The sequence below is a fragment of the Pseudomonas sp. BCA17 genome (assembly GCF_004519405.1).
GTDB lineage: Bacteria > Pseudomonadota > Gammaproteobacteria > Pseudomonadales > Pseudomonadaceae > Aquipseudomonas.
Map to the genome: position 1 here is coordinate 376,447 of NZ_SGWI01000002.1, position 22,779 is coordinate 399,225.

The 22,779-nt window shown below is 60.9% G+C and carries 24 protein-coding genes; 6 read left to right on the forward strand and 18 right to left on the reverse strand.

The annotated features are described in order from the left end of the window. Positions 1-46: 46 nt before the first annotated feature. Together EXW71_RS10570 and EXW71_RS10575 are read right to left on the reverse strand one after the other, a co-directional pair. Positions 47-457 (reverse strand): HPF/RaiA family ribosome-associated protein, encoded by a 411-nt coding sequence (locus tag EXW71_RS10570; protein WP_134658470.1) that lies wholly within the window; start codon positions 455-457, stop codon positions 47-49. A 212-nt stretch (positions 458-669) separates the two neighbouring features. Then, on the reverse strand, positions 670-1,617 hold the full coding sequence (locus tag EXW71_RS10575; RefSeq protein ID WP_134658472.1) for a LysR substrate-binding domain-containing protein: 948 nt from the start codon (positions 1,615-1,617) through the stop codon (positions 670-672). Between the two features lie 136 nt (positions 1,618-1,753). On the opposite strand from EXW71_RS10575, the gene EXW71_RS10580 reads away from it, so the two are divergent. The 3 genes from EXW71_RS10580 to EXW71_RS10590 all read left to right on the forward strand — a co-directional run bounded on the left by EXW71_RS10580 (position 1,754) and on the right by EXW71_RS10590 (position 5,095). Beyond that, the gene (locus tag EXW71_RS10580; RefSeq protein WP_134658474.1) at positions 1,754-3,130 is read left to right on the forward strand and encodes an L-serine ammonia-lyase; all 1,377 of its coding nucleotides are present in this window, start codon (positions 1,754-1,756) and stop codon (positions 3,128-3,130) included. A 61-nt stretch (positions 3,131-3,191) separates the two neighbouring features. After that, on the forward strand, positions 3,192-4,478 hold the full coding sequence (locus tag EXW71_RS10585; RefSeq protein WP_134658476.1) for a serine/threonine transporter: 1,287 nt from the start codon (positions 3,192-3,194) through the stop codon (positions 4,476-4,478). A gap of 299 nt (positions 4,479-4,777) precedes the next feature. Continuing rightward, positions 4,778-5,095 (forward strand): DUF3509 domain-containing protein, encoded by a 318-nt coding sequence (locus EXW71_RS10590; protein ID WP_123714709.1) that lies wholly within the window; start codon positions 4,778-4,780, stop codon positions 5,093-5,095. Here EXW71_RS10590 and EXW71_RS10595 read toward each other — a convergent pair. From EXW71_RS10595 to EXW71_RS10605, 3 genes are all read right to left on the reverse strand, one after another. Beyond that, positions 5,092-5,580 carry a phosphate-starvation-inducible protein PsiE gene (locus tag EXW71_RS10595; protein WP_060755005.1) on the reverse strand — a complete coding sequence of 163 codons (489 nt, stop codon included), beginning with the start codon at positions 5,578-5,580 and terminating at the stop codon, positions 5,092-5,094. The genes EXW71_RS10590 and EXW71_RS10595 overlap by 4 nt on opposite strands. A 168-nt stretch (positions 5,581-5,748) precedes the next feature. After that, complete coding sequence (locus EXW71_RS10600) at positions 5,749-6,018, reverse strand: type II toxin-antitoxin system RelE/ParE family toxin (protein ID WP_123714708.1); 270 nt, start codon at positions 6,016-6,018, stop codon at positions 5,749-5,751. Beyond that, a complete protein-coding gene (locus EXW71_RS10605) occupies positions 6,008-6,196 on the reverse strand; it encodes an antitoxin (protein WP_123714707.1) in 189 nt (62 codons plus the stop codon). The genes EXW71_RS10600 and EXW71_RS10605 overlap by 11 nt, the downstream gene beginning before the upstream one ends. A gap of 227 nt (positions 6,197-6,423) precedes the next feature. Here EXW71_RS10605 and EXW71_RS10610 point away from each other — a divergent pair, with 227 nt between their 5' ends. Beyond that, a complete protein-coding gene (locus tag EXW71_RS10610; protein ID WP_003188807.1) occupies positions 6,424-6,684 on the forward strand; it encodes a YebG family protein in 261 nt (86 codons plus the stop codon). 55 nt (positions 6,685-6,739) lie between these two features. Here the strand turns inward: EXW71_RS10610 and EXW71_RS10615 are convergent, their stop codons facing one another. Next, entirely contained in the window at positions 6,740-7,759 is a 1,020-nt protein-coding gene (locus tag EXW71_RS10615) for a Glu/Leu/Phe/Val dehydrogenase dimerization domain-containing protein (RefSeq protein ID WP_134658478.1), read from the reverse strand. 187 nt (positions 7,760-7,946) lie between these two features. Between EXW71_RS10615 and EXW71_RS10620 the strand changes: the two genes are divergently transcribed. Next, entirely contained in the window at positions 7,947-8,750 is an 804-nt protein-coding gene (locus EXW71_RS10620; protein ID WP_123714705.1) for a SirB1 family protein, read from the forward strand. Here EXW71_RS10620 and EXW71_RS10625 read toward each other — a convergent pair. From EXW71_RS10625 to hmgA, 4 genes are read right to left on the reverse strand one after another with little or no spacing between them, the layout of a single operon-like run. After that, positions 8,747-10,114, reverse strand: a complete 1,368-nt coding sequence (locus tag EXW71_RS10625) for an aromatic acid/H+ symport family MFS transporter (protein WP_134658480.1) — start codon at positions 10,112-10,114, stop codon at positions 8,747-8,749. The two genes, EXW71_RS10620 and EXW71_RS10625, sit on opposite strands and share 4 nt — an antisense overlap. Before the next feature lie 51 nt (positions 10,115-10,165). Continuing rightward, positions 10,166-10,810, reverse strand: coding sequence for a maleylacetoacetate isomerase (gene maiA / locus EXW71_RS10630; protein WP_134658482.1), 645 nt, complete (start codon positions 10,808-10,810; stop codon positions 10,166-10,168). Between the two features lie 12 nt (positions 10,811-10,822). Then, entirely contained in the window at positions 10,823-12,109 is a 1,287-nt protein-coding gene (gene fahA / locus EXW71_RS10635) for a fumarylacetoacetase (RefSeq protein ID WP_134658484.1), read from the reverse strand. A 3-nt stretch (positions 12,110-12,112) separates the two neighbouring features. Then, on the reverse strand, positions 12,113-13,396 hold the full coding sequence (hmgA, locus tag EXW71_RS10640; protein ID WP_134658487.1) for a homogentisate 1,2-dioxygenase: 1,284 nt from the start codon (positions 13,394-13,396) through the stop codon (positions 12,113-12,115). A 120-nt stretch (positions 13,397-13,516) separates the two neighbouring features. Here hmgA and EXW71_RS10645 point away from each other — a divergent pair, with 120 nt between their 5' ends. Next, on the forward strand, positions 13,517-14,296 hold the full coding sequence (locus tag EXW71_RS10645) for an IclR family transcriptional regulator (RefSeq protein ID WP_123714701.1): 780 nt from the start codon (positions 13,517-13,519) through the stop codon (positions 14,294-14,296). 1 nt (position 14,297) lies between these two features. Here EXW71_RS10645 and dacB read toward each other — a convergent pair whose 3' ends face one another. The 8 genes from dacB to EXW71_RS10685 form a co-directional block, all read right to left on the reverse strand. Continuing rightward, entirely contained in the window at positions 14,298-15,755 is a 1,458-nt protein-coding gene (gene dacB, locus EXW71_RS10650) for a D-alanyl-D-alanine carboxypeptidase/D-alanyl-D-alanine-endopeptidase (RefSeq protein ID WP_134658489.1), read from the reverse strand. A 52-nt stretch (positions 15,756-15,807) separates the two neighbouring features. After that, positions 15,808-16,848, reverse strand: a complete 1,041-nt coding sequence (locus EXW71_RS10655; RefSeq protein ID WP_256658218.1) for a hypothetical protein — start codon at positions 16,846-16,848, stop codon at positions 15,808-15,810. Next, a complete protein-coding gene (locus EXW71_RS10660; protein ID WP_134658491.1) occupies positions 16,848-19,262 on the reverse strand; it encodes a TonB-dependent receptor in 2,415 nt (804 codons plus the stop codon). The genes EXW71_RS10655 and EXW71_RS10660 overlap by 1 nt, the downstream gene beginning before the upstream one ends. A 108-nt stretch (positions 19,263-19,370) precedes the next feature. Continuing rightward, positions 19,371-20,306, reverse strand: a complete 936-nt coding sequence (locus EXW71_RS10665; RefSeq protein ID WP_134658493.1) for a glutathione S-transferase family protein — start codon at positions 20,304-20,306, stop codon at positions 19,371-19,373. Positions 20,307-20,381: 75 nt separating this feature from the next. Then, complete coding sequence (locus tag EXW71_RS10670; RefSeq protein ID WP_123714697.1) at positions 20,382-20,654, reverse strand: GIY-YIG nuclease family protein; 273 nt, start codon at positions 20,652-20,654, stop codon at positions 20,382-20,384. Between the two features lie 36 nt (positions 20,655-20,690). After that, positions 20,691-21,161 carry a nuclear transport factor 2 family protein gene (locus EXW71_RS10675; protein ID WP_123714696.1) on the reverse strand — a complete coding sequence of 157 codons (471 nt, stop codon included), beginning with the start codon at positions 21,159-21,161 and terminating at the stop codon, positions 20,691-20,693. Between the two features lie 104 nt (positions 21,162-21,265). Then, on the reverse strand, positions 21,266-21,898 hold the full coding sequence (locus EXW71_RS10680; protein WP_134658495.1) for a DUF1120 domain-containing protein: 633 nt from the start codon (positions 21,896-21,898) through the stop codon (positions 21,266-21,268). A 210-nt stretch (positions 21,899-22,108) separates the two neighbouring features. Then, positions 22,109-22,735, reverse strand: coding sequence for a response regulator transcription factor (locus tag EXW71_RS10685; protein ID WP_134658497.1), 627 nt, complete (start codon positions 22,733-22,735; stop codon positions 22,109-22,111). Between the last annotated feature and the right edge of the window lie 44 nt (positions 22,736-22,779).

Consider the following 22,779-nt stretch of genomic DNA (forward strand, 5'->3'; position numbering starts at 1 on the left):
ACGGGCCTGCGTATGCAGGCCCGTTCGGGTAGGGATGAAAGAGCTGTCAGCTGTTAATCGCTGCCTGCAGGTTTTCTTCAAACTCCGCTTCGAGCGCACCCTCATTCACTTTGTTGGCCGGCAGACTTTTCCCGGCAGCGCGTGGCTTGCCTTGCAGTTTGCCGAACAGATGTTCCAACGCATGCTCCAGCTTGATAGCCGCACCGTCGATCGCCTGTTCAAGCGTATCGGCCTTATCGCAGACCGAGATCGGTTGATGGCCTTTTGGCCGCGCTTCCAGGCGGCAACTCAAATCATGGGGGCCTGGCTTGTCGCCGTTCTCATCCCGCAGGTAGACCTCAACTCGGGTCAGGTGCTCTTCATAACGTTCGAGCGTGCTCTCAATGGTCGTACGTACCCACTCCTCCAGTCGGATGCTGCTTTCAATATGGTTATCGCTATTGACTTGGATTTGCATAGTTCTTCCCTTATTTCAGCTAGCTCGCGGGAGGCCACGACTGCAACACCGGTGCGGTGAAACCATGACCTCTTGATTACACAATTGAGCACTCAGCGAAACATTTCAACCCCTTTGCAAAGATAAATCCCACATTACAAATTAAGTCTGACTACGAGCAAAAACGCTGTTAGGGTGGGGAGTTAGTTACATCTTCCTACGCCTTGCGAACCTTACAATTGCCCCTCTCCCAGCGGGTGCAATCCGCGAAAAACCGCTGCTTCCTCCACCAACCAGTCATGCACCGCCCGCACGCCCGGATGGCTCAACGCGCCTGGTGCATACAGCAGCACGTAGCGTTTGTGGTTGGGCACGGCTACGCCGAATGGCACGATCAAGGTGCCACGCTCCAGCTCATCATTGAGCAGGGTGCGCCGGGCAATCGCCACGCCCATGCCGGCGATGGCAGCTTCGATGGTCAGATGGTTGCGGTTGAAGGTGTGCCCACGCCGCACATCGGCGTGGTGATAGCCGATGGCATTCAGGTAAAACTCCCACTCGGCGTACTCATAACTCCCACGCCAGGCCGTAATGTCGTGCAACAACGGAAAGTGCACCAGATCCGCCGGGCCATGTAACGGCGGACGGCCGCGCAGCAGGCCAGGCGCGCACACCGGGAATATCTGCTCATCCAACAGGGCTGTGGATAACAAGCCAGGGTAGCTGCCGTCGTTGAGGTCAATCGCCAAGTCAAAGTCACCCTCATGCAGGGCAATGCTGCTGTCTTCGGCCACCATGCGCAGTTGGATATCCGGGAAGCGTTGCTGTAAACGCGGCAACCGCGGCGTCAGCCACTTGCCCAGAAACGACGGAATGGAACGCAGGCGCAGGGTGCCGCTGATCATGCCGGCGTCCAACCGCTGTAACTCGGCATCGATGCTGCCGTAGGCCTCCCCCACCGTCGTCGCCAACCGCTGCCCCTCGGCACTGAGTTCAACCCCGCGCGCCCGGCGATGGAACAGTCGAAACCCCAACCGTTCCTCCAACTGGCGGATTTGCTGGCTCACCGCCCCCGGTGTGATGTGCAGTTCTTCAGCGCAGCGGGTGAACGACAAATGCCGTGCCGCGCAGGAAAAAACGTGCAACCAGACGTACGTCTGGCCATGGAGGGGGCGGGTCATAGGGTTTAGTCCTGCTAAAGGGTGTCTTAGGATAATTCGTTGGTCAGTGCCGATCCAGAGGATCAGTATCGCGCCAATTGCGCTCGGCCTACAAAAATGGCAGCGATTCCTACTCCATTGCTTGTAAGGCTTTAGCATGGCTATCAGTGTTTTTGATCTATTCAAAGTGGGCATCGGCCCTTCCAGCTCTCATACCGTCGGCCCCATGCGGGCAGCGGCGAGCTTTGCCCAGGCACTGGCCGACCAACAGGTGCTGAGCGACACGCGCCGGGTCGAAGTGCGCCTGTACGGCTCGCTTTCCGCCACCGGGGTCGGCCACGCCACCGACCGGGCCTGCGTCATGGGCCTGATGGGCGAATGGCCGGATCAGGTCGACCCGACCTCGATCAACGCCCGCATCCAGCAGTTGCGTGAGTCCGGCCGGCTGTTGCTCGCCGGCACCCAGGACATTGCCTTCAATTGGCACTCCGACCTCCTGCTGCTGGACGAAAGCCTGCCCTACCACCCTAACGCCATGTCGCTGCACGCCTACGGTGAAACCGGCCTGCTGAGCGAGCAAACCTATTATTCGGTGGGCGGCGGCTTCATCATCGACGCAGCTGAGGCAGCTTCGGGCAATGCGCCGACCAGCGATGTGCACTTGCCTTACGACTTTTCCAGCGCAGTCGAACTGCTGGCCCTGTGCAATAAGCACGGCCTGCGAGTTTCGGAGCTGATGATGGCCAACGAACGGGCGTGGCGCAGCGACGCAGAAATCCGTAGCGGCCTGCTGCATATCTGGTCAGTGATGCGCGAGTGCGTGGAACAGGGCCTGCGCGACGAAGGCATCTTGCCGGGGGGCTTGGATGTGCCGCGTCGCGCCGCGAAACTGCACCGCAGCCTGCTGGAAATCGGCAAGCCGAATGTCATCACCTCGACCCTGTCCGCGATGGAATGGGTCAACCTGTTCGCCCTCGCCGTCAACGAAGAAAACGCCGCCGGCGGACGCATGGTCACGGCGCCGACCAACGGCGCGGCGGGGATCATCCCGGCGGTGCTGCATTACTACATGAAGTTCAATGCCAACGCCTCTGACGACGATGTGGTCAATTTCTTCCTGGCTGCGGCCGCTGTCGGCATTCTGTGCAAGAAAAACGCCTCTATCTCCGGTGCCGAAGTCGGCTGCCAGGGCGAAGTCGGCTCGGCCTGCGCCATGGCGGCCGCCGGGTTGGCCGAGATTCTTGGTGCAACCCCTGAGCAACTGGAAAACGCCGCCGAAATCGGCCTGGAGCACAACCTCGGCCTGACCTGCGACCCAGTCGGTGGCCTGGTGCAAGTGCCGTGTATCGAGCGCAACGCCATCGCCGCCGTGAAGGCGATCAACGCCACGCAAATGGCTCTGCGCGGCGATGGCAAACACTTCATTTCCCTCGACCGGGTGATCCGCACCATGCGCGATACCGGCGCCGATATGCACGACAAGTACAAAGAAACTTCACGGGGCGGCCTGGCGGTCAGCTGGGTGGAGTGCTGATCGGAGCACTGCTACCCGCCCCAACGTGAGCCCGCGCAAAAATAATAACGAGGCAATATCGATGACTGATGTACGTACACCTGCCGTAGAAAATCCTGCCGTAGAAACGACCGTGACCACGGGCTGGACCCCACACGACACCACCTGGATGCTTGGCCTCTACGGCACCGCCATCGGCGCGGGCACCTTGTTCCTGCCGATCAACGCCGGCGTCGGCGGCTTCTGGCCGCTGATCGTGCTGGCGCTGCTGGCTTTCCCGATGACCTTCTTCGCCCACCGTGGGCTGACGCGCTTTGTGCTGTCGGGAAAATCCGGCGACATCACCGAAGTCGTCGAAGAACACTTCGGTATCGGCGCAGGCAAGCTGATCACCCTGCTGTATTTCTTTGCGATTTTCCCGATTCTACTGGTGTACAGCGTGGCCCTGACCAACACCCTGGGCAGTTTCATGCAGCACCAGTTGCACATGACGCCGCCGCCCCGGGCGATTCTGTCGCTGGTGCTGATCCTCGGCTTGATGGCCATTGTGCGCTGCGGCCAAGGCGTGATCGTCAAAGCCATGAGCGTGCTGGTATACCCGTTCGTTGCCGCCCTGTTGCTGCTGGCGTTCAGCCTGATTCCCAATTGGAACGGCGCGTTCTTCGCCTCGGCCGGTGACGGCATGCCAATGCCATTGTTCTTCAAGACCCTGTGGCTGGCTATTCCGGTGATGGTGTTCTCCTTCAACCACTCGCCGATCATCTCTGCATTTGCCGTCGACCAGAAGCGCGTGTATGGCGCCCAGGCCGAACGCAAAAGCGGCGGTATCCTGGCTACCGCCCACGGCATGATGGTGCTGACAGTGATGTTCTTCTGCTTCAGTTGCGTGCTGGCCCTGTCGCCGGCCGACTTGGCGGCCGCCAAGGCGCAGAACATTTCGATCCTGTCGTACCTGGCCAACCACTTCCAAACGCCGGTCATCGCCTACGCCGCACCGTTGATTGCGCTGGTGGCGATAACCAAATCCTTCCTGGGCCACTACATCGGTGCCAGCGAAGGCTTCCAGGGTTTGATCGTCAAATCCCTGCGTGGGCGTAACCGCTCGATGTCGTCCAAAGCGCTCGAACGCTGCACCGTATTGTTCATGGTGCTGACCTGCTGGGCCGTGGCGACCTTCAACCCGAGCATCCTGGGCATGATCGAAACCATGGGCGGGCCGATCATTGCCTGCCTGCTGTTCCTGATGCCGATGTACGCGATCCGCCGCGTGCCATCGCTGCGCCAGTATTCGGGCCAGTTGTCGAATGTGTTTGTGGTGGTGATCGGGTTGATTGCGCTTTCAGCGATCGTTTTTTCCGTTCTGCCCTGAAACGGGTCGCCCACCTCAAGAACACTACAGCGCTCATGTGAAAAGGGGCTTGCTCCCGATAACGGTACATCAGCCAATAAATACTCGGCTGAATGACCGCCATCGGGAGCAAGCCCCCTCTCACATCAAGCCCACAGCGCCTGGTAGGCCCGTGTACGGCACGGCCCTTGCTGTACAGCTTGCGAGGTAAACGGACTTTGTAAAACCTCAGCGACGGAGTGGCCGGTGGTCAGGCAACGCGAACTATTCCCGACACCGGTCGTCAATGACTGCATGTTCCTATCAGGCGGTAACGCACCATGGACAATCCTTTTCAGATCATCACGGACACTTTCACCCCCCAGTACCGCGTCAACCTGAGCATCCAACGGCTCGACGGCAGCATCATGCTCACGCTCTCGAATGAAACGGGCGTGGTGGCCAAGCGCATGATCAGCGCCGAACAACGCAACGATCCGCAACGGCTCAAACGGCTGGTACAAAGCATTCAGTTCGGCATCGCTATCGAGCAGGGCCATAGCGCCATGGAGATCCTGGCGATGATGACGGACGGTGACGGCCACAAACTCCTGCAGCGACCGCCCACGCCCAGCCTGCCCTTCAGCGTCGGGCTTTAAAGCTCGCCCTTCTCGGTTTCCTGGCTCGCCTCGCCTTTGCGACGCGGGCCTTCAACCTTTACCGACGGGAATGCCGACGAGGCGTACCGAACGACCATAATCGAGAACGCCAACAGCAGAATACCGCCGCACAGGTAGATGATGCCGATGTCCGGCGGGTTGTGGTGCGATACGTTGGAGATCAACAGGCGCGTCAACGCGGTGATCGCCACGTAGATCAGGAAGCGCACCGGCATGTGGTTGGTCTTGAAGTAAATCCCTACCATCGCGCCCAATTCCAGGTAGATGAACAGCAGCAAGATGTCATCGATCTTGATATGCCCGTTCTCCAGCATCCCCAGAAACTCCATCACCGCCGCCCAGGCGGTCACCGCGCCAATGGCGAACAGCGCCAGGTAGTGGAATGTCTCGACGAACAGATTGCCCAGGGACTCGGCGAGACCATGTACATTCTGGCGCAGCCTTTCAGCCCAGTTGATTTTCACGATGATGCTTCCTTAGGTCGGCTCGACCGGATAATGCGAGGTGGACGTGACGATTGTTCTGCATGCAGAAAAAAGGCCAGCAGCCGGTATAAGATGATGGCAGGGTGATATGAGACACGTATGAGGATGAGCAGAGCAGATGCTTTGTTCGGCTGAGAAGCGAATCTATCAAGGGTATAGCTGGCGCGCGTGTAAAACCGAGAGAACCCGAATGTTATCGGTCACCTGATAGACAACCAGATAATTGGGATGCACCACCATCTCTCGCGTACCGATGACACGTCCAGGGCGGTAAAGGTGGGGTCTACGAGAGAGAGCCAGTACCGAGGCGTCTATTGCTCGGGTTAACTCAAGAGCTGCTACGGGATTGCGGTCGCTGAGATAATCAACAATTTTTCGAAGTTGCGCCCGCGCTGCGGGAGCCCATTCAATCAGCATCACCTGTCTTGCGTTTGGATTCGATCAGCGCCTGCATTTCGGCCACCACTTGGTCGTGAGGAATGCCAGGGCTCGGGTCATCAAGAGCGGCTTGCACCTTGGCGCGAAACCAATGGTCATAGCTGTCGGTGTGTTCTTCGGCATCCAGGGGGATACCAGAGGAAGAGGAAGTATCCATAAAAGCCTCCGTTGTCGATGAGGAAGGAGTCTAGTCGCTGCAGTTTTTACTGTCGTGCTCCAAGCGATGAAGTGAGTAACAGAAAAAATCAAAGTCCATGCGATGGCTATTTCCCGACTACATTAAAAAACTGCTACCCAAACCCCACGGTTTGGCTTACCCTTTTAGCTGTATATAAATACAGTAGTCGCAAAAGACAACTATCGTGAAGGCATGTGAGGTGGTGAATGGCCGTCGAAGTGGTATACCGCAGCAGCCGAGATCTGGAGCGTTTGTTCATGGATAAAGCCGAAGCTGACCGTCATGACAAGATGCTTGAACTCGCTGAGTTGCTGGCAGAAGTGTTGCAAAAAGCCGTGCCGTCCCTGAGCGAGCAGCAAGTGGAAGAAGCCGGGATCTACATGGCGAAGAACCGCGATGTATTTGCCAAGGCGTTCAAGAGCCAGCCGGACGCGTTGTCCGAATTGCTGAACCCGGCAGCGGAATAAAGCCCGAATTGAACAGGCCCTGAGTCACTGACTCAGGGCCTTTTTAATGCCTGGGCTATTTGTACAGCAGCCGCTCGGCGAGCTCGTCGGCGACCCGTGCCGGGGAACGTTTTTCGGCCTGGGCGTGGGCGAAGATTTCGGTCAGGCGCCTGCCTATGTTTGACAGATGAGCCGTGATGTCCGCCAACTCCGCACCGCCATGCTTGAGGGCGACATAGATCAAGCCGCCGGAGTTGATCACGTAGTCTGGCGCATAGAGTATGCCGCGTCCTTCCAGTTGGTCGGCGATCTCCAGGTTGGTCAGTTGCGCGCTGGCGGAGCCGGCCACAGCGGCGCAACGCAGTTGGCCGACCGTATGGCGATTAAACACCGCGCCGACGCCGCAGGGCGCGAGGATGTCGCAGGGGGTGCTGAGCAAGGCATCGTTGGCGATGGGGTGCGCGCCGAGTTGCTCCATGGCCAGTTGAACCTTGCCGTGATCGATATCGCTGACCAACAGCTCGGCACCGGCTGCATGCAGTTGCTCGGCCAGGGCATAGCCCACGTTGCCCAGCCCCTGCACCGCTACGCGCAAGCCTTCGAGGTTGTCGCTGCCAAGGCGGGCCATGGCGGTGGTGCGGATACCGGTGAACACGCCCATGGCGGCATGGGGCGCTGGGTCGCCGGCGGCGGTGGTGCTGGTGACGAAGCGGGTGTGCTGGGCGATGCAGTCCATATCGGCAACCGAGGTGCCGCTGTCGATGGCGGTGATGAAGCGGCCGTCGAGTTTCTCGATGCAGCGACCAAAGGCTTCGAACAAGGCGGCGCGGCTTTCCACGTGCACGGGGCGGATGATCACCGCCGTACCGCCGCCCACCTGCAGGCCGGCCAGGGCAGCTTTGTAGCTCATGCCTTGGGCCAGGCGCGCGGCGTCCGCCACGGCACTTTGATCGTCGGGGTAACTGAGGTAGCGACAGCCGCCCAAGGCTGGCCCCAAGCGACTGTTGTGGATGGCGATGATCGCCTTCAGCCCCGTCACCGGGTCGACGCTCAGGTGCAGCGATTCAAGGCGGGTGCTGTGCATGAGCGCAAACATCAATGAGCTCCCGAATCACTTCTGGTAGTGGCCCAAGTATAGGCTTGCGGTAGAAAAATGCTGGACTGCGCTGGAATAAGGCTCCCGGTTTTGCAGGCCCTAAGACATAAGGCGGCAGGATATTTCTCAAGACGCTGGACGAAAATTCACAGCAAGGCTAAAACGGGGGCATCTGCCGGAGAACGCAATGAATCCCCGCCAAGCCTTTTTTGCCTGCCTGGACCGTTCACCCCCCGCGCTGTTTGAAGCTGCGCTGTGGATTGCCGCCGAGCACGATCCTGCCGTACAGCCGTTGCAGATCCTGCAAGACTTCACTTTGTTGCAACAACAGGTCGCGCTTGGCCTGCCGATGTTGCCGGCTGACGAACTGGGCCAACCCCTGTTACGCCGCTTGAACGACCTGGGGTTCGCCCAGGACGACTTCACCCCGCTGCGCCCCGCCGCCGCCCTGTTGGACAAGGTACTGCAACGCAAGCGCGGGCAACCTTTGGCCATGGCGCTGATTGCACTGGAAATGGCGCGACGCCTGGACATCCCTCTGGTGGGCGTGAATTTTCCGGGGCATTTTCTGTTACGGGTGCCCGGCGCCGACCACCTGCTGGACCCCTGTGGCGGTCGGCGTCTATACCCCAATGACTGCCGCGAATTGCTGCAGCGTCAATACGGGCCGAACCTCAAGCTGCAGGCCGACCACCTGCACACCGCCGAACCACGCTCGATCCTGCAACGGCTATCACGCAACCTGCGCCAACTGCACCTTTCCAATGACGCCCCACTCGACGCATTGATCGATGCCGAGCGCGTACTGGAACTGGGCAATGCCAGCGCCGCCGACTATTTGGCCCGGGCCAGCCTGTATCAACGCCTGGACTGCCCGAACGCCGAGCGCTTTGACCTGGAACATGCCCTGCTGCTCAGCGAAGACCCGATCCAGCGCCTGCGCCTGACCGAGCGGCTGGGGCATCTGCCGCCCAATACTGTCGTGCATTAAGCCTGCGGCGCCTTGAGGATATCGGTCTGCAACGGGCTCTTCGGCGTGCTGACGACAGGCGAACGCACCTGAATAATCAGCAACGCCGCAATCACTGCCGGAATCGCGCAGAAGAAGAAAATCTGCTGCACCGGAATATGCATCGCCAACAGCGCGCTGCCAAACAGTGGCCCCAGGATCGAGCCGAATCGCCCCACACCCAAGGCCCAGCCGGTGCCGGTGGCGCGCACGTGAGCCGGGTAGAAGTTGCTGGCGAAGGCGTTGAGCGTAAGCTGGCCGCCAATAATGCAGAAACCGGCGGCGAACACGCAGGCCACCAGGTAGCGCGGGTTGTCATGGTTCAGCCCCAACAGGACGGTGCACAGGGCAGCGGCCGTCAACACACCGGACAACAGCCGCACTTTGCTTTTCAGGCGGTCGGCGAACCAGGCCATGCCGATGGCACCCAGGGTGCCGGCAAACAGAAACATCGACGTCACCAGATTGGCCTCTTTCAAAACCAGGCCGCTTTCCAGCAGCAGCGACGGCAGCCAACTGATCATGAAATACAGCAGGATCAGGCTGACGAAAAAAGTCGCCCAGATCAGTACGGTCGGGCGCGCGTAGCCGTTGCGGAACAACTCCAGCACCGTCAGCCGGCTGCCCTGCTCCTGCCGGTTTTCGGCCTCGGTGGCCAGTGGCGGTTGCCAGTCGGGCAGCATGCGTGCCGTAACCTTTTGCAGGCGCGCATAGGGCGGTGCATCACGCAACAGACGCGGCAGGGATTCGGGCAGCAACCCCACCAGGAAGGGGAACAGCAACAACGGCGTGACGCCGCCCGCCAGGAAAACTGCCTGCCAGCCATAGCTTTCGATAAAGCCCGCCGCTACGAACCCACCCGCCGCGCCGCCGAACGAGAAGCCGCACGCCGCCAGCGTCACCATCAAAGTGCGCAACCGGGGCGGCGAGTATTCCGACATCAACGCCATGGCGCTCGGCATCGCACCTCCCATGCCAATGCCGCAGATAAAGCGCGCGACCATCAGTGTGGTCAGGGAGTTGGCGAATACCATCAGTACGGTAAGGCTGGCGTAGATCAGCACGCAGCCCAGCAGGATGCGCCGCACGCCAAACCGGTCGGCCAGGGGTGTCACCAGCAGCGAGCCCAACGTCAGGCCCAACAGGTTGGCACTGAATACCGGGCCGAACGCGGCTTTTTCCAAGCCCCAATCCTTGGCCAATGCCGGCACTACGTAACCCAGTACCTGAGCGTCGTAGCCGTCGGTCACCAGCAGCAGCGCCAGCAACAGGAGGATCAACCACTGATAGCGCGACACCGGACGGGCATCGAGTGCCGCGCGAAAGCTGGCAATCTGATTGTGCATCGCAAGGTACCTTGATTATTTTTATTTGAATAACGCCCCTCCCACATGGATTCAGGGTGTAGCAGGGGTATCCGGCTGGTTGGCGGGATGCGCTTGCACAAACGCCGGATGCCGTGCCGCCAGCGCCGCCACCCGCCCAATCCGCGGGAATGCCGCCAACGGCACCTTGAAGCGCTCCGCTGCATACAGCTGGGGGATCAGAAACGCATCCGCCATCCCCGGCTGCTCGCCAAAGCAAAAACCTTCATCGCCAATCAACTGCTCCACCGCGCCCAACCCCTGGCTGATCCAATGGCCGATCCATTCCAGCAATTGCGCCTCGTCATGTCCCCACTGTCGCAGCAGGTTCTGGGTGCTGGAGTTGTGCAACGGGTGAATATCGCAACCAATGATCGACGCCACCGCACGCTCATGCGCACGGGTGGCGATATCCCTGGATAACAGCGGCGCCTGTGGATAACGCTCGTTCAGGTATTCGATGATCGCCGTCGACTGAATCAACAGCTCACCATCGTCCGTGCGCAACGCCGGTACACGGCCCTGCGGGTTGATTGCCAGGTATTCCGGCTGGCGGTTGGCGCCGCCCGCCGGGACCAGCAGGTTGATCGGCACGGCAGTAAAATCCAGCCCTTTGAGTGCCAGCGCGATACGCACTCGGTATGACGCAGTGGAACGGTAGTAGGTATAGAGCTCCATCGCCCGGCCTCCTTAATGCGCCGCAACCACGGTGCCACGGCACTCGCCGAAGCCGATGGAGGCAAACCCTTCGCGGCGGCACCGCGCGCGCAGGATGATTTCGTCGCCGTCTTCAAGGAACTTGCGCACCTCGCCGGAGGCCAGCTCGATCGTTTTTTTGCCGCCTTCGGTGATTTCCAGCAGGCTGCCGAACTGCCCCGGCTGCGGCCCGGACAAGGTACCCGAGCCGAACAGGTCACCGGCCTGCAACTGGCAGCCGTTGACGCTGTGGTGCGCAACCATTTGCGCCGCTGTCCAGTACATATGCTGGGTGTTGCTCAGGGCCAGGCGATGGGCCGGCAGGTTCTGCTCACGCATCGACGCGGTGGTCAGCAATACCTCCAGTTCGATGTCTAGGGCGCCCGCGTTCTGATCGCGGTTATCCAGTAGGTACGGCAGCGGCTGCGGGTCACCCTCGGGACGCGCCGGTTGCGCCTTGCGGAACGGCTCCAGCGCCTCAGCCGTAACTACCCACGGTGAGATGCTGGTGATAAAGCTCTTGGACAAAAACGGCCCCAGAGGCTGGTACTCCCACGCCTGGATATCCCGTGCGGACCAGTCGTTGAGCAGGCAGAAACCGGCGATATGCTCGGCCGCGTCGCCAATGGCAATCGCGTCGCCCATGGCGTTGCCCGGACCGATCCAGATGCCCAGTTCCAATTCGTAGTCCAGGCGCGCGCAGGGCCCGAAGGTCGGCTCGGTCTGGCCGGCCGGCAGGGTCTGGCCTTTAGGGCGACGGACTTCAGTGCCCGATGGGCGAATGGTCGAGGCGCGCCCGTGATAGCCGATCGGCACGTACTTGTAGTTCGGTAGCAAGGGGTTGTCGGGGCGGAACAGTTTGCCGACGTTCTGCGCGTGTTCGATGCCGACGTAGAAGTCGGTGTAATCGCTTATTTTCGCCGGCAGGTGCATCTGGCAATCGACAGCACGGTGCAGCACCTGCGCCTCGCGGGTTTGCAGCTTGCTGCCTTCGGCCAGCAGTTCCAGCAGGCGTTCGCGCAGGGCCACGCGCGGGCCACGGCCCAGTTCGAAAAAGCTATTCAACTGGCCACCGGCGGTGGCTTCTACGGCGCGGCGCGCCTCACCCTCAAACTCGTCCAAAGCGGCGTGCAAGTCGAGGATCGAGTCGCCAATCGCCACGCCGCTGCGTGGTGCCGAGCCGTTGATGCTGAACACCCCCAGCGGCAGGTTTTGCAGGGGAAAGTCGCGGTGACCGTTGGCGGAGGCCACCCAGCTGCGGGTTAGCGTCGGTTGAGTCATGGGTTATCTCCGGTTCGGGTTGAAGGTGGCGGGCAGCGCGGCCCAGCACGCGTCATAGGTGTTTTGCAGTTGCGGGCATTCAAGGGCGAACTGTGTGGGACGCAGCACTTGGCTGGTCTCGAACATGAAGGCCATGGTGTTATCGATTTTGTGCGGCGCCAATTCCACGTTGATGGCTTTGGTGCAGGTCTCGCCGTCCGGGCCGTGGGCACTCATGCAGCTGTGCAACGACGCACCGCCGGGCAGGAAACCTTCGGCCTTGGCGTCGTAGGCGCCCTGGATCAGGCCCATGTATTCGTTCATCAGGTTGCGGTGGAACCACGGCGGGCGGAAGGTGTTCTCGGCCACCATCCAGCGCGGCGGGAAAATCACGAAGTCGAGATTGGCCAGGCCGTGAGTGCTGGTGGGCGAGGTCAACACCGTGAAGATCGATGGGTCCGGATGATCGAAACTCACCGTACCGATGGTGTTGAAACGACGCAGGTCATATTTGTACGGCACGTTGTTGCCATGCCAGGCGACCACGTTCAACGGCGAATGGTCCAGCTCGCAGGCCCACAGCTCGCCAAGGAATTTCTGCACCAGGGTGGTCGGTTGCTTGAGGTCTTCGTAGTGCGCGACCGGCGTGAGGAAATCGCGCGGGTTGGCCAGGCCGTTGCTGCCGATAGGCCCCAGGTCCGGCAAGCGCAGCGGTGCGCCATGGTTCTCGGCGACGTAGCCACGGGCCTCGGCATCCAGCAGTTCGACACGGAATTTCAGGCCGCGCGGCAGCACGACGATTTCCAACGGTTCCACGTCCAGCACGCCCAATTCGGTAGCAATGCGCAGGCGCCCCTGCTCGGGCACGAGCAACAGTTCGCCGTCGGCATTGAAGAACACGCGCTCCATGGAGCGGTTGGCGCGGTAGTGGTAGATGCTGATGCCAGAGGGCTTTTGCGCACCCGAGTTGGCCACCATGCCTGCGAGCCCATCGATAAAGTCCGTCGGTTCGCTGGGAATATCCAATGGATTCCAGCGCAGGCGATTTGGTGTCACCGCGCCCAGAGTCCCGCCGGCCAATTGCCGCTCCACCTTTACAAATGCCGGATGATTGGCCGATGGCTGAATACGGTACAGCCAGGTTCGGCGCGCTTCGCTGCGTGCCATGGTGAACGCCGTGCCGGAGAACAGTTCGGTGTACAGCCCGTAGGGCGCTTTTTGCGGGGAATTCTGGCCGACAGGCAGCGCGCCTGGCAGGGCTTCGCTGGCGAATTCATTGCCGAAGCCCGATTGATATTCGAGGTGCATGGATCATCCTCTGTGTGGAAGTTGTTTTTATCGTAATCCAGTTACGCATAACGTAATTTGATCACCATCGACCGTCAAGCTATAAAGACGCCCATTCATCTCTCGGATTCTCGCCCTTCCATGGAAAAGCCCCGCGACACCGGTAAACAGAAAGTCCGCTCGGCCGAAGTGGGCACCGATATCCTCAAGGCCCTGGCCGAACTGTCACCCGCCACCTCGCTGTCGCGCCTGGCCGAACACGTGCAAATGCCCGCAAGCAAGGTGCATCGTTATTTGCAGGCGTTGATCGCCTCAGGCTTTGCCGAACAGAACACCGCCACCAACCACTATGGCCTGGGCCGCGAGGCGTTGCGCGTGGGCCTGGCTGCATTGGGCAGCATGGACGTGTTGAAAGTCGGCGCGATGCCGCTGGCCGAACTGCGCGATGAATTGAATGAAACCTGCTTTCTGGCGGTGTGGGGCAACCAGGGTGCCACCGTGGTGCATATCGAGCCTGCGGTGCGCGCCGTCACGGTAGTGACGCAGCTGGGCTCGGTATTGCCGCTGCTCGGTTCGTCCACCGGCCTGGTGTTCAGCGCTTATTTGCCGCCGCGGGAAACCGTGGAATTGCGTGAACGTGAGATACAGGCCGGAATCGCCCACGCCCTGGCCGACGATCAGGCCTACGCCACCGTCTGCGAGCAGATTCGCAGCCGTGGCCTGCACTTTGTGCACGGTTTGCTGATGCCTGGGGTGGATGCGTTGTCGGCGCCTGTGTTCAACGCCGTCGGGCAAGTGGCGGCGGTGATGACCGTGGTCGGCCCCACCTCATTGTTCCACGCCGATGAAAATGGCCCGGCGGCGCAACACCTGCTGGCAGCGACCCGGGCCGTGAGCTGGCGAATGGGCTACCAACCCTGAATCAATCGTCCCAGCGTGACAGCGCTTCTACCACACGGTTTTCCACGCCTTTGACCTGGGCGCCCGCCACCACATAGTTATTGCTGATCATGGAGAACACCAACCGCCGCCCGTGGGTATCGGTGATGTAACCGCTCAAGGACGAAACGCCGCCCATGGAGCCGGTCTTGGCATGCAGATTGTTTTCTGCGGGCGTGCCCTTGAGGCGATAACGCAGACTGCCACCGGCCATGCGGTCGGGATTGCCGGCAATCGGCAGCGCGTTGTACCAGGCGTCGAACCACGGCTGTTTACTCGCGGCCAATAGCGCATCCGTAAGGTTCTGGGACGACACCAGGTTACGTCGCGACAAGCCCGAACCATCCACCTGGCTCAGCGTCGCGGTATCCAGGCCCTGACGCTTGAGAAACCCGGCCACCGCCACCGCGCCGGCCGCCGCCGTGCCGCTGTTGGCGGTCTGGCGGCCCATGGCTTTGAGCAAGGCTTCAGACATATTGTTGTTCGAGAGTTTGAGCAACGGCGTGATCAACGTCTGCAGCGGTGCCGATTGGTGCTCGGCCAGCACGGTGGCCGTGGCCGGGCTCGCGCCGCCCATCACGCGACGCCCTGACACGCGGATGCCCTGCTGTGCCAGCGCCTGCTCAAACAGGTTGGCGACCAGTTGCGTCGGCTCCCACACACTGACCAGTTGCTCGCTCTGCCTGCCCGGCGCGACCGCACCGCTGAGCTGCAACAGGTTGGTGCCATGACGGCGATTGATCCCATAGGTGTTGCCCGGTCCACTGACGGCACGGTTGCTCAGTTGCAGGTAATCGGTGGGCGGGTAGATCTCGACGCTGACCGGCTGGCCGGCGCGCACCGGCGCCTTGGCCGTGACCAGAACGCTGCCCGCATCGAAATCCATATTGGGGGATACGGTCAGCGCTGAAATCTGCGCGCCGTAGTAGGTGGTTTCATCATCATGGGACCAGTCCACCCCCAACCGCTCCGCGTCGAACCAGGTGTCGTCGAACACCAGGTCGCCCTGCACCTGGCGTATGCCCTGGCTGGCCAATTGCGCCGCCAGTGCCTGGTAGTCGGCAAACTGGATGGTCGGGTCGCCGAGGCCACGCAGGTACAAGTTACCGGTGAGGCGATCACCCTGGCGTATACCGTTGCTCAGCAATTGCGTGGAGAAACGGTATTGCGGCCCCAGCACATCCATCGCCGCCGCCGTGGTCAACAGTTTGAGGTTGGACGCCGGCACCAGCCGCGTGCGCGGGTTGTGCTGATAAAGCGTGGCGCCACTGCTGGCATCACGCACCATCAGGGACACGCTGGCGCCGTGCAGCGCCGGATCGGCCAGCAGTTGGTCCAGGCCATGCCCGCCCGCCGTCTTCGACGGCGTGGCGCAACCACTGAGCAGCAGCCCAAAACCCAGCGCCATCGCGCCGGCGTGTATCCATCGTCCCCACTGCATAAACCGCATTCCTGAATCTACGAGAGTGCGCAGCTTGGTTAATTCACGGCCCTCAATCAAGTGCCAGGGTCGTGATGGAGAACGTACCGGCCTGAAACTGCGGGTCGGGCTTGGGTTCGGCTTGGCTCGGCGCGGGTTGGTTGAAGTCCATCGCCGGCAGGTAAACCCGCTGGCGCTGCGCGTCGAAGGCCATGTTATAGGCCATCGGCACGGTGCTGAAGGTGGTCGCCAGTGCGTAATGATCGGCATCACTTTGCTCGATCACCCTGACGTTCGCGTCCACGCCGCTGGGGATCAGCAAGCGACGATGTTGCGCATCGTAGGCCAACGCATTGACGTCATGCCCAATCGGCAGCTTCGCCTTGACCTCGCCGCTTTCACGATCCGCCACGATCAGCACCGGCGCGTCGCCCCGACATGCCACAAACAAGCGCTGGCGCTCGACATCCTGGGCCAGCGCACTCGGTTTGGGGCAGTCGGTGAATTGCCAGGTATCGAGCACGGTAAAGGTGTCGGCCGCATACCGCGCAACCTTGCCCTCATCCCGCATCGGCAGGAAGAAACTGCCATCGCCCTTGAGCAGCAGGGGGTCGATCTTCTTCACCGCGAGTTCATGGGCGCCGGTGATGCGTTCCTGCTTGGGATCGAACTCAAACAGCGTCGAGCGATCCGCCCGGCGACCGCTGACGATGATCACCTTGCCGGTGGACGGCTCGTACACCGCGCTGTTGAGGTTGCTTTGCGCCACAGCAATACGCTTGAGCGGCTTGAGTGTGGATAACTGCACCACACTCAAGCTGCCGTCGGTATTGAGCACGAACACGCGATCCAACTCGGGCACGAACACTACGCCGTTGGCGCCATCGGACCGCGCCACGGTCTTGACCGCACGTTGGTGCTGGACATCAAACACGGTCAAACCGTTTTCGCGGCGCGCCACGAACAGATAGGGACGCGTCGGATCGAGGCCGACGAAACCCCAACTGTGCCCGCTGCCGGGCAAGGTCACCCGGTGTTCGCGATGGATAGCACCGGTGTCTGCTGCCGCTGCGGTGCCGATGAACAGGGCCAATAGCCAGGCGGACTTTTTCATCAGAAGGTCAACGTACTGGAAACCGACACCTGCCGTGCATCGCCGATGGACACAAACTGCGTGTTCACCGAGGAGGTGTAGTAGGTGCGGTCGAACAGGTTCTTCACGTTGAGCTGGAACTTGACCTTTTGCCCATCGATTTTGGTGTCATAGGTGGCAAACGCATCGGCCACGGTGTAGCTCGGCAGGTCGAAGCTATTGGCGGCGTCCCCTGCCCGCTCGCCCACATAGCGTGCACCGGCACCGACCCGCAACTGATCGCCGCCCAGGATGCTGCCGAAGTCATACACCGCCGACAACGAGGCGGTGTTCTTCGCCACGTTCTGCAGGTCGTTGCCTTTGTACTTGCTGTCCTCGACCACGACCGCATCGGTATAGGCGTAGCTGCCGATCAAGCTCCAGTTGTCGCTCAACTGCCCGCTGGCGTCCAGTTCCAGGCCACGCGAGCGCACCTTGCCGGCCACGCTGTACACCGAGGCCAGGCCGTCGCCCACCTGCACCAGTACGTTGCGCTTTTCGATGTTGAACAACGCCGCGCTCGCGGTGATGCGCCCCGGCATATCGAATTTGGTCCCCAGTTCCCAGGCCTTGGACTGTTCCGGCTCGAGGCTGCCGTCCAGCACGGTTTTGTTGGCCAGCGGCGCAATGGTTGAGTTGGGTTTGAACGACTCGGTGTAGCTGCCATAGAACGACAGTTGGTCGGTGTAGCGGTACACCAGGCCGGCACGTGGCACCCATTTCTGGCCATTGCCGTCGGTGTTGGCGGTGAACGGCACACCTTTGCCGGCGTACTGGTCGTACATCTGGTAGCGCGCGCCGCCCACCAGAATCCACTGGTCGTTGAGGTGGATGGCATCCTGGAAGAACAGCGAATCGCTACGCAACAGGTCGGTCTGGTTACTGTCCGGGGCGCTGACGGTGGTGCCCGCCACTTCTCTGCCATACACCGGGTTGTTGTAGTTGAACACGCTACGCGGCGCCTGGCGGATCAGGTCGGCGCGGTAGATCTTGCGGTATTCGTCGTCCAGGCCGAATACCAGGTCGTGCTGCATGCCGGCCACATTCACCTTGCCTTCGAGGCTGGCGGTCGCGAAGCGGTCGGTCGTCAGCGCGCCCTGGGTGCCGTCCATGCTGCGGGTCAGGGTGCCGTTGGTGTTGACCTTGACCACGCGCACTTGGCTGGCGTCGTAGGTCTCGCGGTTCCAGCTGTAGCCGAAGTGAGCTTTCCAGTCGTCGTTCAGGTCGTGGTCGACTTCCAGGCGATACAGGTCGGAGCGACCTTCCATGTTGTTGAACGGCTCATCCAGGCGACGGGTCGCGGGGATGTTCAACGGGTGGTTGGTTTTGGGGTCGATGGCGGTGCCACGGTCGAATGGCGAAAGGAATTCGCGGTGTTCATAGGCGAAGACCACCTTGGTGGTATCGCCATACCAGGCCAGGGATGGCGCCACCAGCGTCTCGCGGTGGGTGCCGAAATTGCGCCAGTAATCTTCGTCTTCATGATCGACGATCAGACGGTAAGCCAGGCCGCTGTCACCAATCGGGCCGGTGGTGTCAAGGTTGCCGCCGCTGCCGTTCTTGCCATCGCCGAAGGTCGAGCCGCGTGCCGTCAGGGAAGTGGACTGCACCAGCTCGGGCTTTTTGCTGACGATATTGACCACGCCGCCCGGGTCCTGGATGCCGTACAACAACGACGACGGGCCTTTGAGGACTTCGACCCGGTCAGCCGTGGCATTCAACGCGCGGCCCTGCACCAGTGGCATGCCGTCCTGCATGATCGAACCGTTACGGTTGTCGCCGAAACCGCGCAACATCACGGCGTCCTGGGTGCTGCCGAGGGTATTGGCCTGGGTGATGCCGCTGATGTTGCCCAGGGCGTCGTCCAGATTGCGCGGTTGTTGATCACGCAATACCTGAGCGGGCACGACGTTGACGGTCTGCGGGGTTTCCAGCAACAGGCCGTGGGAGCGCATCACTGAGCTGGTGGGCGGTGGCTGATAGCTGGTGGTGTCCTGGGCTTGGCTGGCACCGTTGATGGTGGTCGCGCCGAGGTTGACCGCACCTTCGGTGGGCACGGGTTCGAGGGCCAGGGTGCGGGCATCGATCTGGCGGAAGGTGAAGCCGGACTGGCTCAGCAGGCGTTGCAGGGCCTGGGTCGCGCTCATCTGGCCGCTCACCGCCGGAGCGCTGAGGCCGTAGGGCGCTTCATCGGTGTAGATCACACTGATACCGGTGACCCGGCTGAAATCACTCAGGGCCTGGGGCAGCGGTTTGGCTGCCAGGGCAAAGTTGAACTGGGTGCTTTGCTGCTCCTGCGCCTGTGCCACGGCCATGGGCAGCAACGCCAGCCCCGACACCGCCAATACCGAGGCTCCCAGCCACTGTTTAACCAAACCGCCCGCCATCGACTTCATGCTGTGAGAACCCGTGTAGAAAACGCTGTTAATGCGAATAGATCGCAGTTTCAAGCACTACACGGATGGGCCGTCGGTTTACCTCACTGCTGTTCACAAATAATTTTTTTATTGCGCCTGGATGCGAAAGCCAAAGCGTGGGAAATGCACATGCACGGTGCCGGCGCGTTCGTCAGTGCGGCGCAGGATCAGCTCTTCACGGCCGGCGAACACCAGTTCCCCCGCTACCGGGTCAACGCCATAGTCAGTGGCCGCAATAGTGACCTGCTGGCCCGCCTTGAAGCCGTTCAAGTCCGCGAACACTTCATCGGGCAGCGCCGCCGGGGCCGTATTGCGCGCCACCTCCAAGGCGTCTGCGGCGCTCATCTCGCTGGCGGTGCCATGCCCGAAACTCAGCACCCGCGCCAACCAGGTGCTGACGGCGGGATAGGCATCAACCAACGGCGCCGTCACCGACGACCCCTTGAGGAACCACAACGGGTGGGCCAGGGCAAAGTCGGCAATCGAAGGCTCGCCGAACAGGAAATCCCCCGCTTCGTGGCGCAACTGCTGATCGATGCGGCTGATGATCGCCGGCCACTGGTGCTTGGCCTGATCCAATTGCAGACGGGTTGCCGCACCGCCGCTGAACAGCTTGGCACGGTCAGCCACCAATATATCGAGCATCGCCGGTGGCACTTTGGCGAATTTGACCGCCAGGGATTCCGGCTGGAACACCAGCGCCACGGCGTGAGAGAACACCACCGAATCGGCCCAGGCGCTGAAGCCTTGGGTCACCAGTTCCTGGCCAAGAGGGAACAGTGCCGGCGAAGCTTTTTCCTGCTCCAGGCGCCGGGCTATCAAGGCAGTGTCGCAGTAGATATCGGCACCGACTTGCAAAACCGGCGTCTTGCGATAGCCGCCGGTCAGTGCGGTGAGGTCCGGCTTGGGCATCACCGGCGAGATCATGACCGAACGCCAGGACAACCCCTTGAAACCCAGCAGCAGCCGGGCTTTTTCAGCAAATGGGGACTGCGGGTAGTGGTGGAGGATCAACTCAGACATGCCAGGCTCCGCTCAAGAAGTGAGCCGCAAGCTTAGCCTGCAAACGCCCGTATGCGACTGATGGAAACTTATCAGTCAGCGTGATGAACCGCTCGCCGCCAGGCATTCCTTCGCACTTTTTTTGAGTTTCTTGATCAGCCGCTCCTGGCGCAAGGCTTCGGCTTTGCTGGCACATACCTCGGTGTACACCAGGGCCACGGCGGGGCTGGAGAGAAAAAACCGTGCGCCTTTGCCGCTCTGGTGCATGGCAAATCGGCGCACCGGGTCGTTGCTGATGCCGCAATACAACGCACCATTGGCGGCGCGTACCAGATAGACAAACCAGGGTTTGGGGTCAGGCGTGTTCACAGATGAGTTCGGCAATGCAAGGAAGCACCCAGCTTATCAACGACTGGCCTGGAATGCCTTCAAGCCTTTGAGGGCCTGGGCACGCACGGCGTTTTTCACCAATGGCGTCCAGCCCAGCAACAGGCCCTTGGTGCCCAGGGCCTGGCGCGACCAGCGCCACAGGTCGAAGTGGTCGTGGTGCTCGCAGATCTTGCCATCACGAAACACGAAACGCGCCTGGATGTCGTTGATCACCGTGTTGCCGGTGGCACTGAACAGATACGTCGCCACCCAATGTGCTGCGCCGCTGTGCTCATCGCTGCGCACGTTGTCGAAGGTCAGGGAGAAATCCTTGGCGCGGGTGGTGAGCATGCGCCACATGTCGCCGGCATCCCGGCCATGCAGTTCGCCGAAGGCCGGGTCGCTGAACACCACATCATCGGTGTAGCAGGCGGCCATGGCCTCGGCGTCCAGGCGTTGGAACGCTTCGTAGAACCGGGTGATCAACGCGGTGTGGGCATCACTCATGTGCAGCTCCCTGAATCGTTGTTGTTGATAGGAGCGCACGATAATCCGCGCGGCGGGGGAAAGCCAAGGTCATTCGCCAGGGGCATGAGTGAGGTGTGCGCCGATTACAGGTAGACGACGTCCAGGGTGGCGCTGCCGTCGATCAGGACTTCTTCCGCCGCCGGCAGGGTGCTTTTTTCCCTGATCCAGGTGATGAAGTCCAGGTCGGCCTTGAAGGCCTGCATCGGCAACGGCGCATAGGAGCCGGTCGCCCCGTTCAGCGAGCGCATCCAGTTCGGTTGCCAGGTGCTACCCGCGTACAGCCAGGTCTTGCCGTCGACAGACTCGATCACTTCTCCGGGCACGCCGTCGGCCGTGGCGTTGTTCATCTGCACTTCGTACCAGCCGATTTTTTTATTATTGGAAGCGAGCCCAAGCCCGAAGGAAGAGACGACACCGTCGTGATAGGCGGAGGTGCCAAAGCGGTTGTCGGTGATCTTGATGGCCATGGTGGTGGCCCCCACGCAATTGACCTCCAGCGCCAGCGTGGCATTTGGCAACTGGGTATTGCCCCTGGGGTTAAGGTCCTGCACCGATATCTTGCCGTGGTCGACGGTGCCGCCCCTGGACAACGACGGCGTACACGCTGCCGGGGTGATCTTGCCGGTGACGCTCAGGTCCACACTTGAGGCGGCCGATACAGTAGAGACACCGGCCAACATCAGCGCGGCGGCAATAACAAGTTGAGACTTTTGCATATCAATGCTCGCTTGCGGTCGATTATCAGCAGGGCAACTACACGTGCGTCGCCACCCTGCAAGTTCGACTCAATTAATAGACTAGGGATGTCAGATTCCCAACACACTAGTGATGAGAGGACACGCGCACTCTAGAGCACAGACTAGTTAAACCAAATACAAGTAATACGAATACAATAAACACACCAAAATCATAAAACACCGCAACTATCAGGGCACCATTCCCGCTTCACGAGCATAAGCAAACAAATCCACATCCGTGGAAATGCACAGTCGGTGCATGGCCGTGCTTTTCTGCTTGCTGATCGTGGAAATACTGCGATTGACCCGTGCGGCAATCTGGCTGACGGTCATGCCGCTGGCGAGCATGCGCACCACTTCCTGCTCCTTGCCGGACAGCCTGGGAGTTTGCGCAGGTTGCGCCTGCTCAAGCTGGGCACGCAGACATTCACTGACAAACGTACGCCCCTGCACCACGGTTTGCAGGGCCTGCGGCAGTTCCCTGGCCGAGGCGCTCTTGGCCACCACGGCCTTTGCGCCATGGGACAACGCCGTGCGCAGGGTCGCGACATTGGCAAACATGGTCACCAGTATCACCGGCAACCTGGGGTATTGACGGTGCAATAACCCGAGCAATCCATAACCATCGGCCTGCTGGTCGCCGGGCATTGCAAAGTCCGTCACTATCACATCACAGGGGACACTGCCCACTAACGCCAGTAATTCGTCTGGCCCATTGGCCTCGCCCACAACCTTGCACTTACCACTCGCCTCAATCACCACTTTCTGCCCTACGCGAACAATAGGGTGATCGTCAGCAATAATTATGCGGAGCATCGGTAATATCCATGATGGCAAATAAGTAGCAGCCAAAATACCTC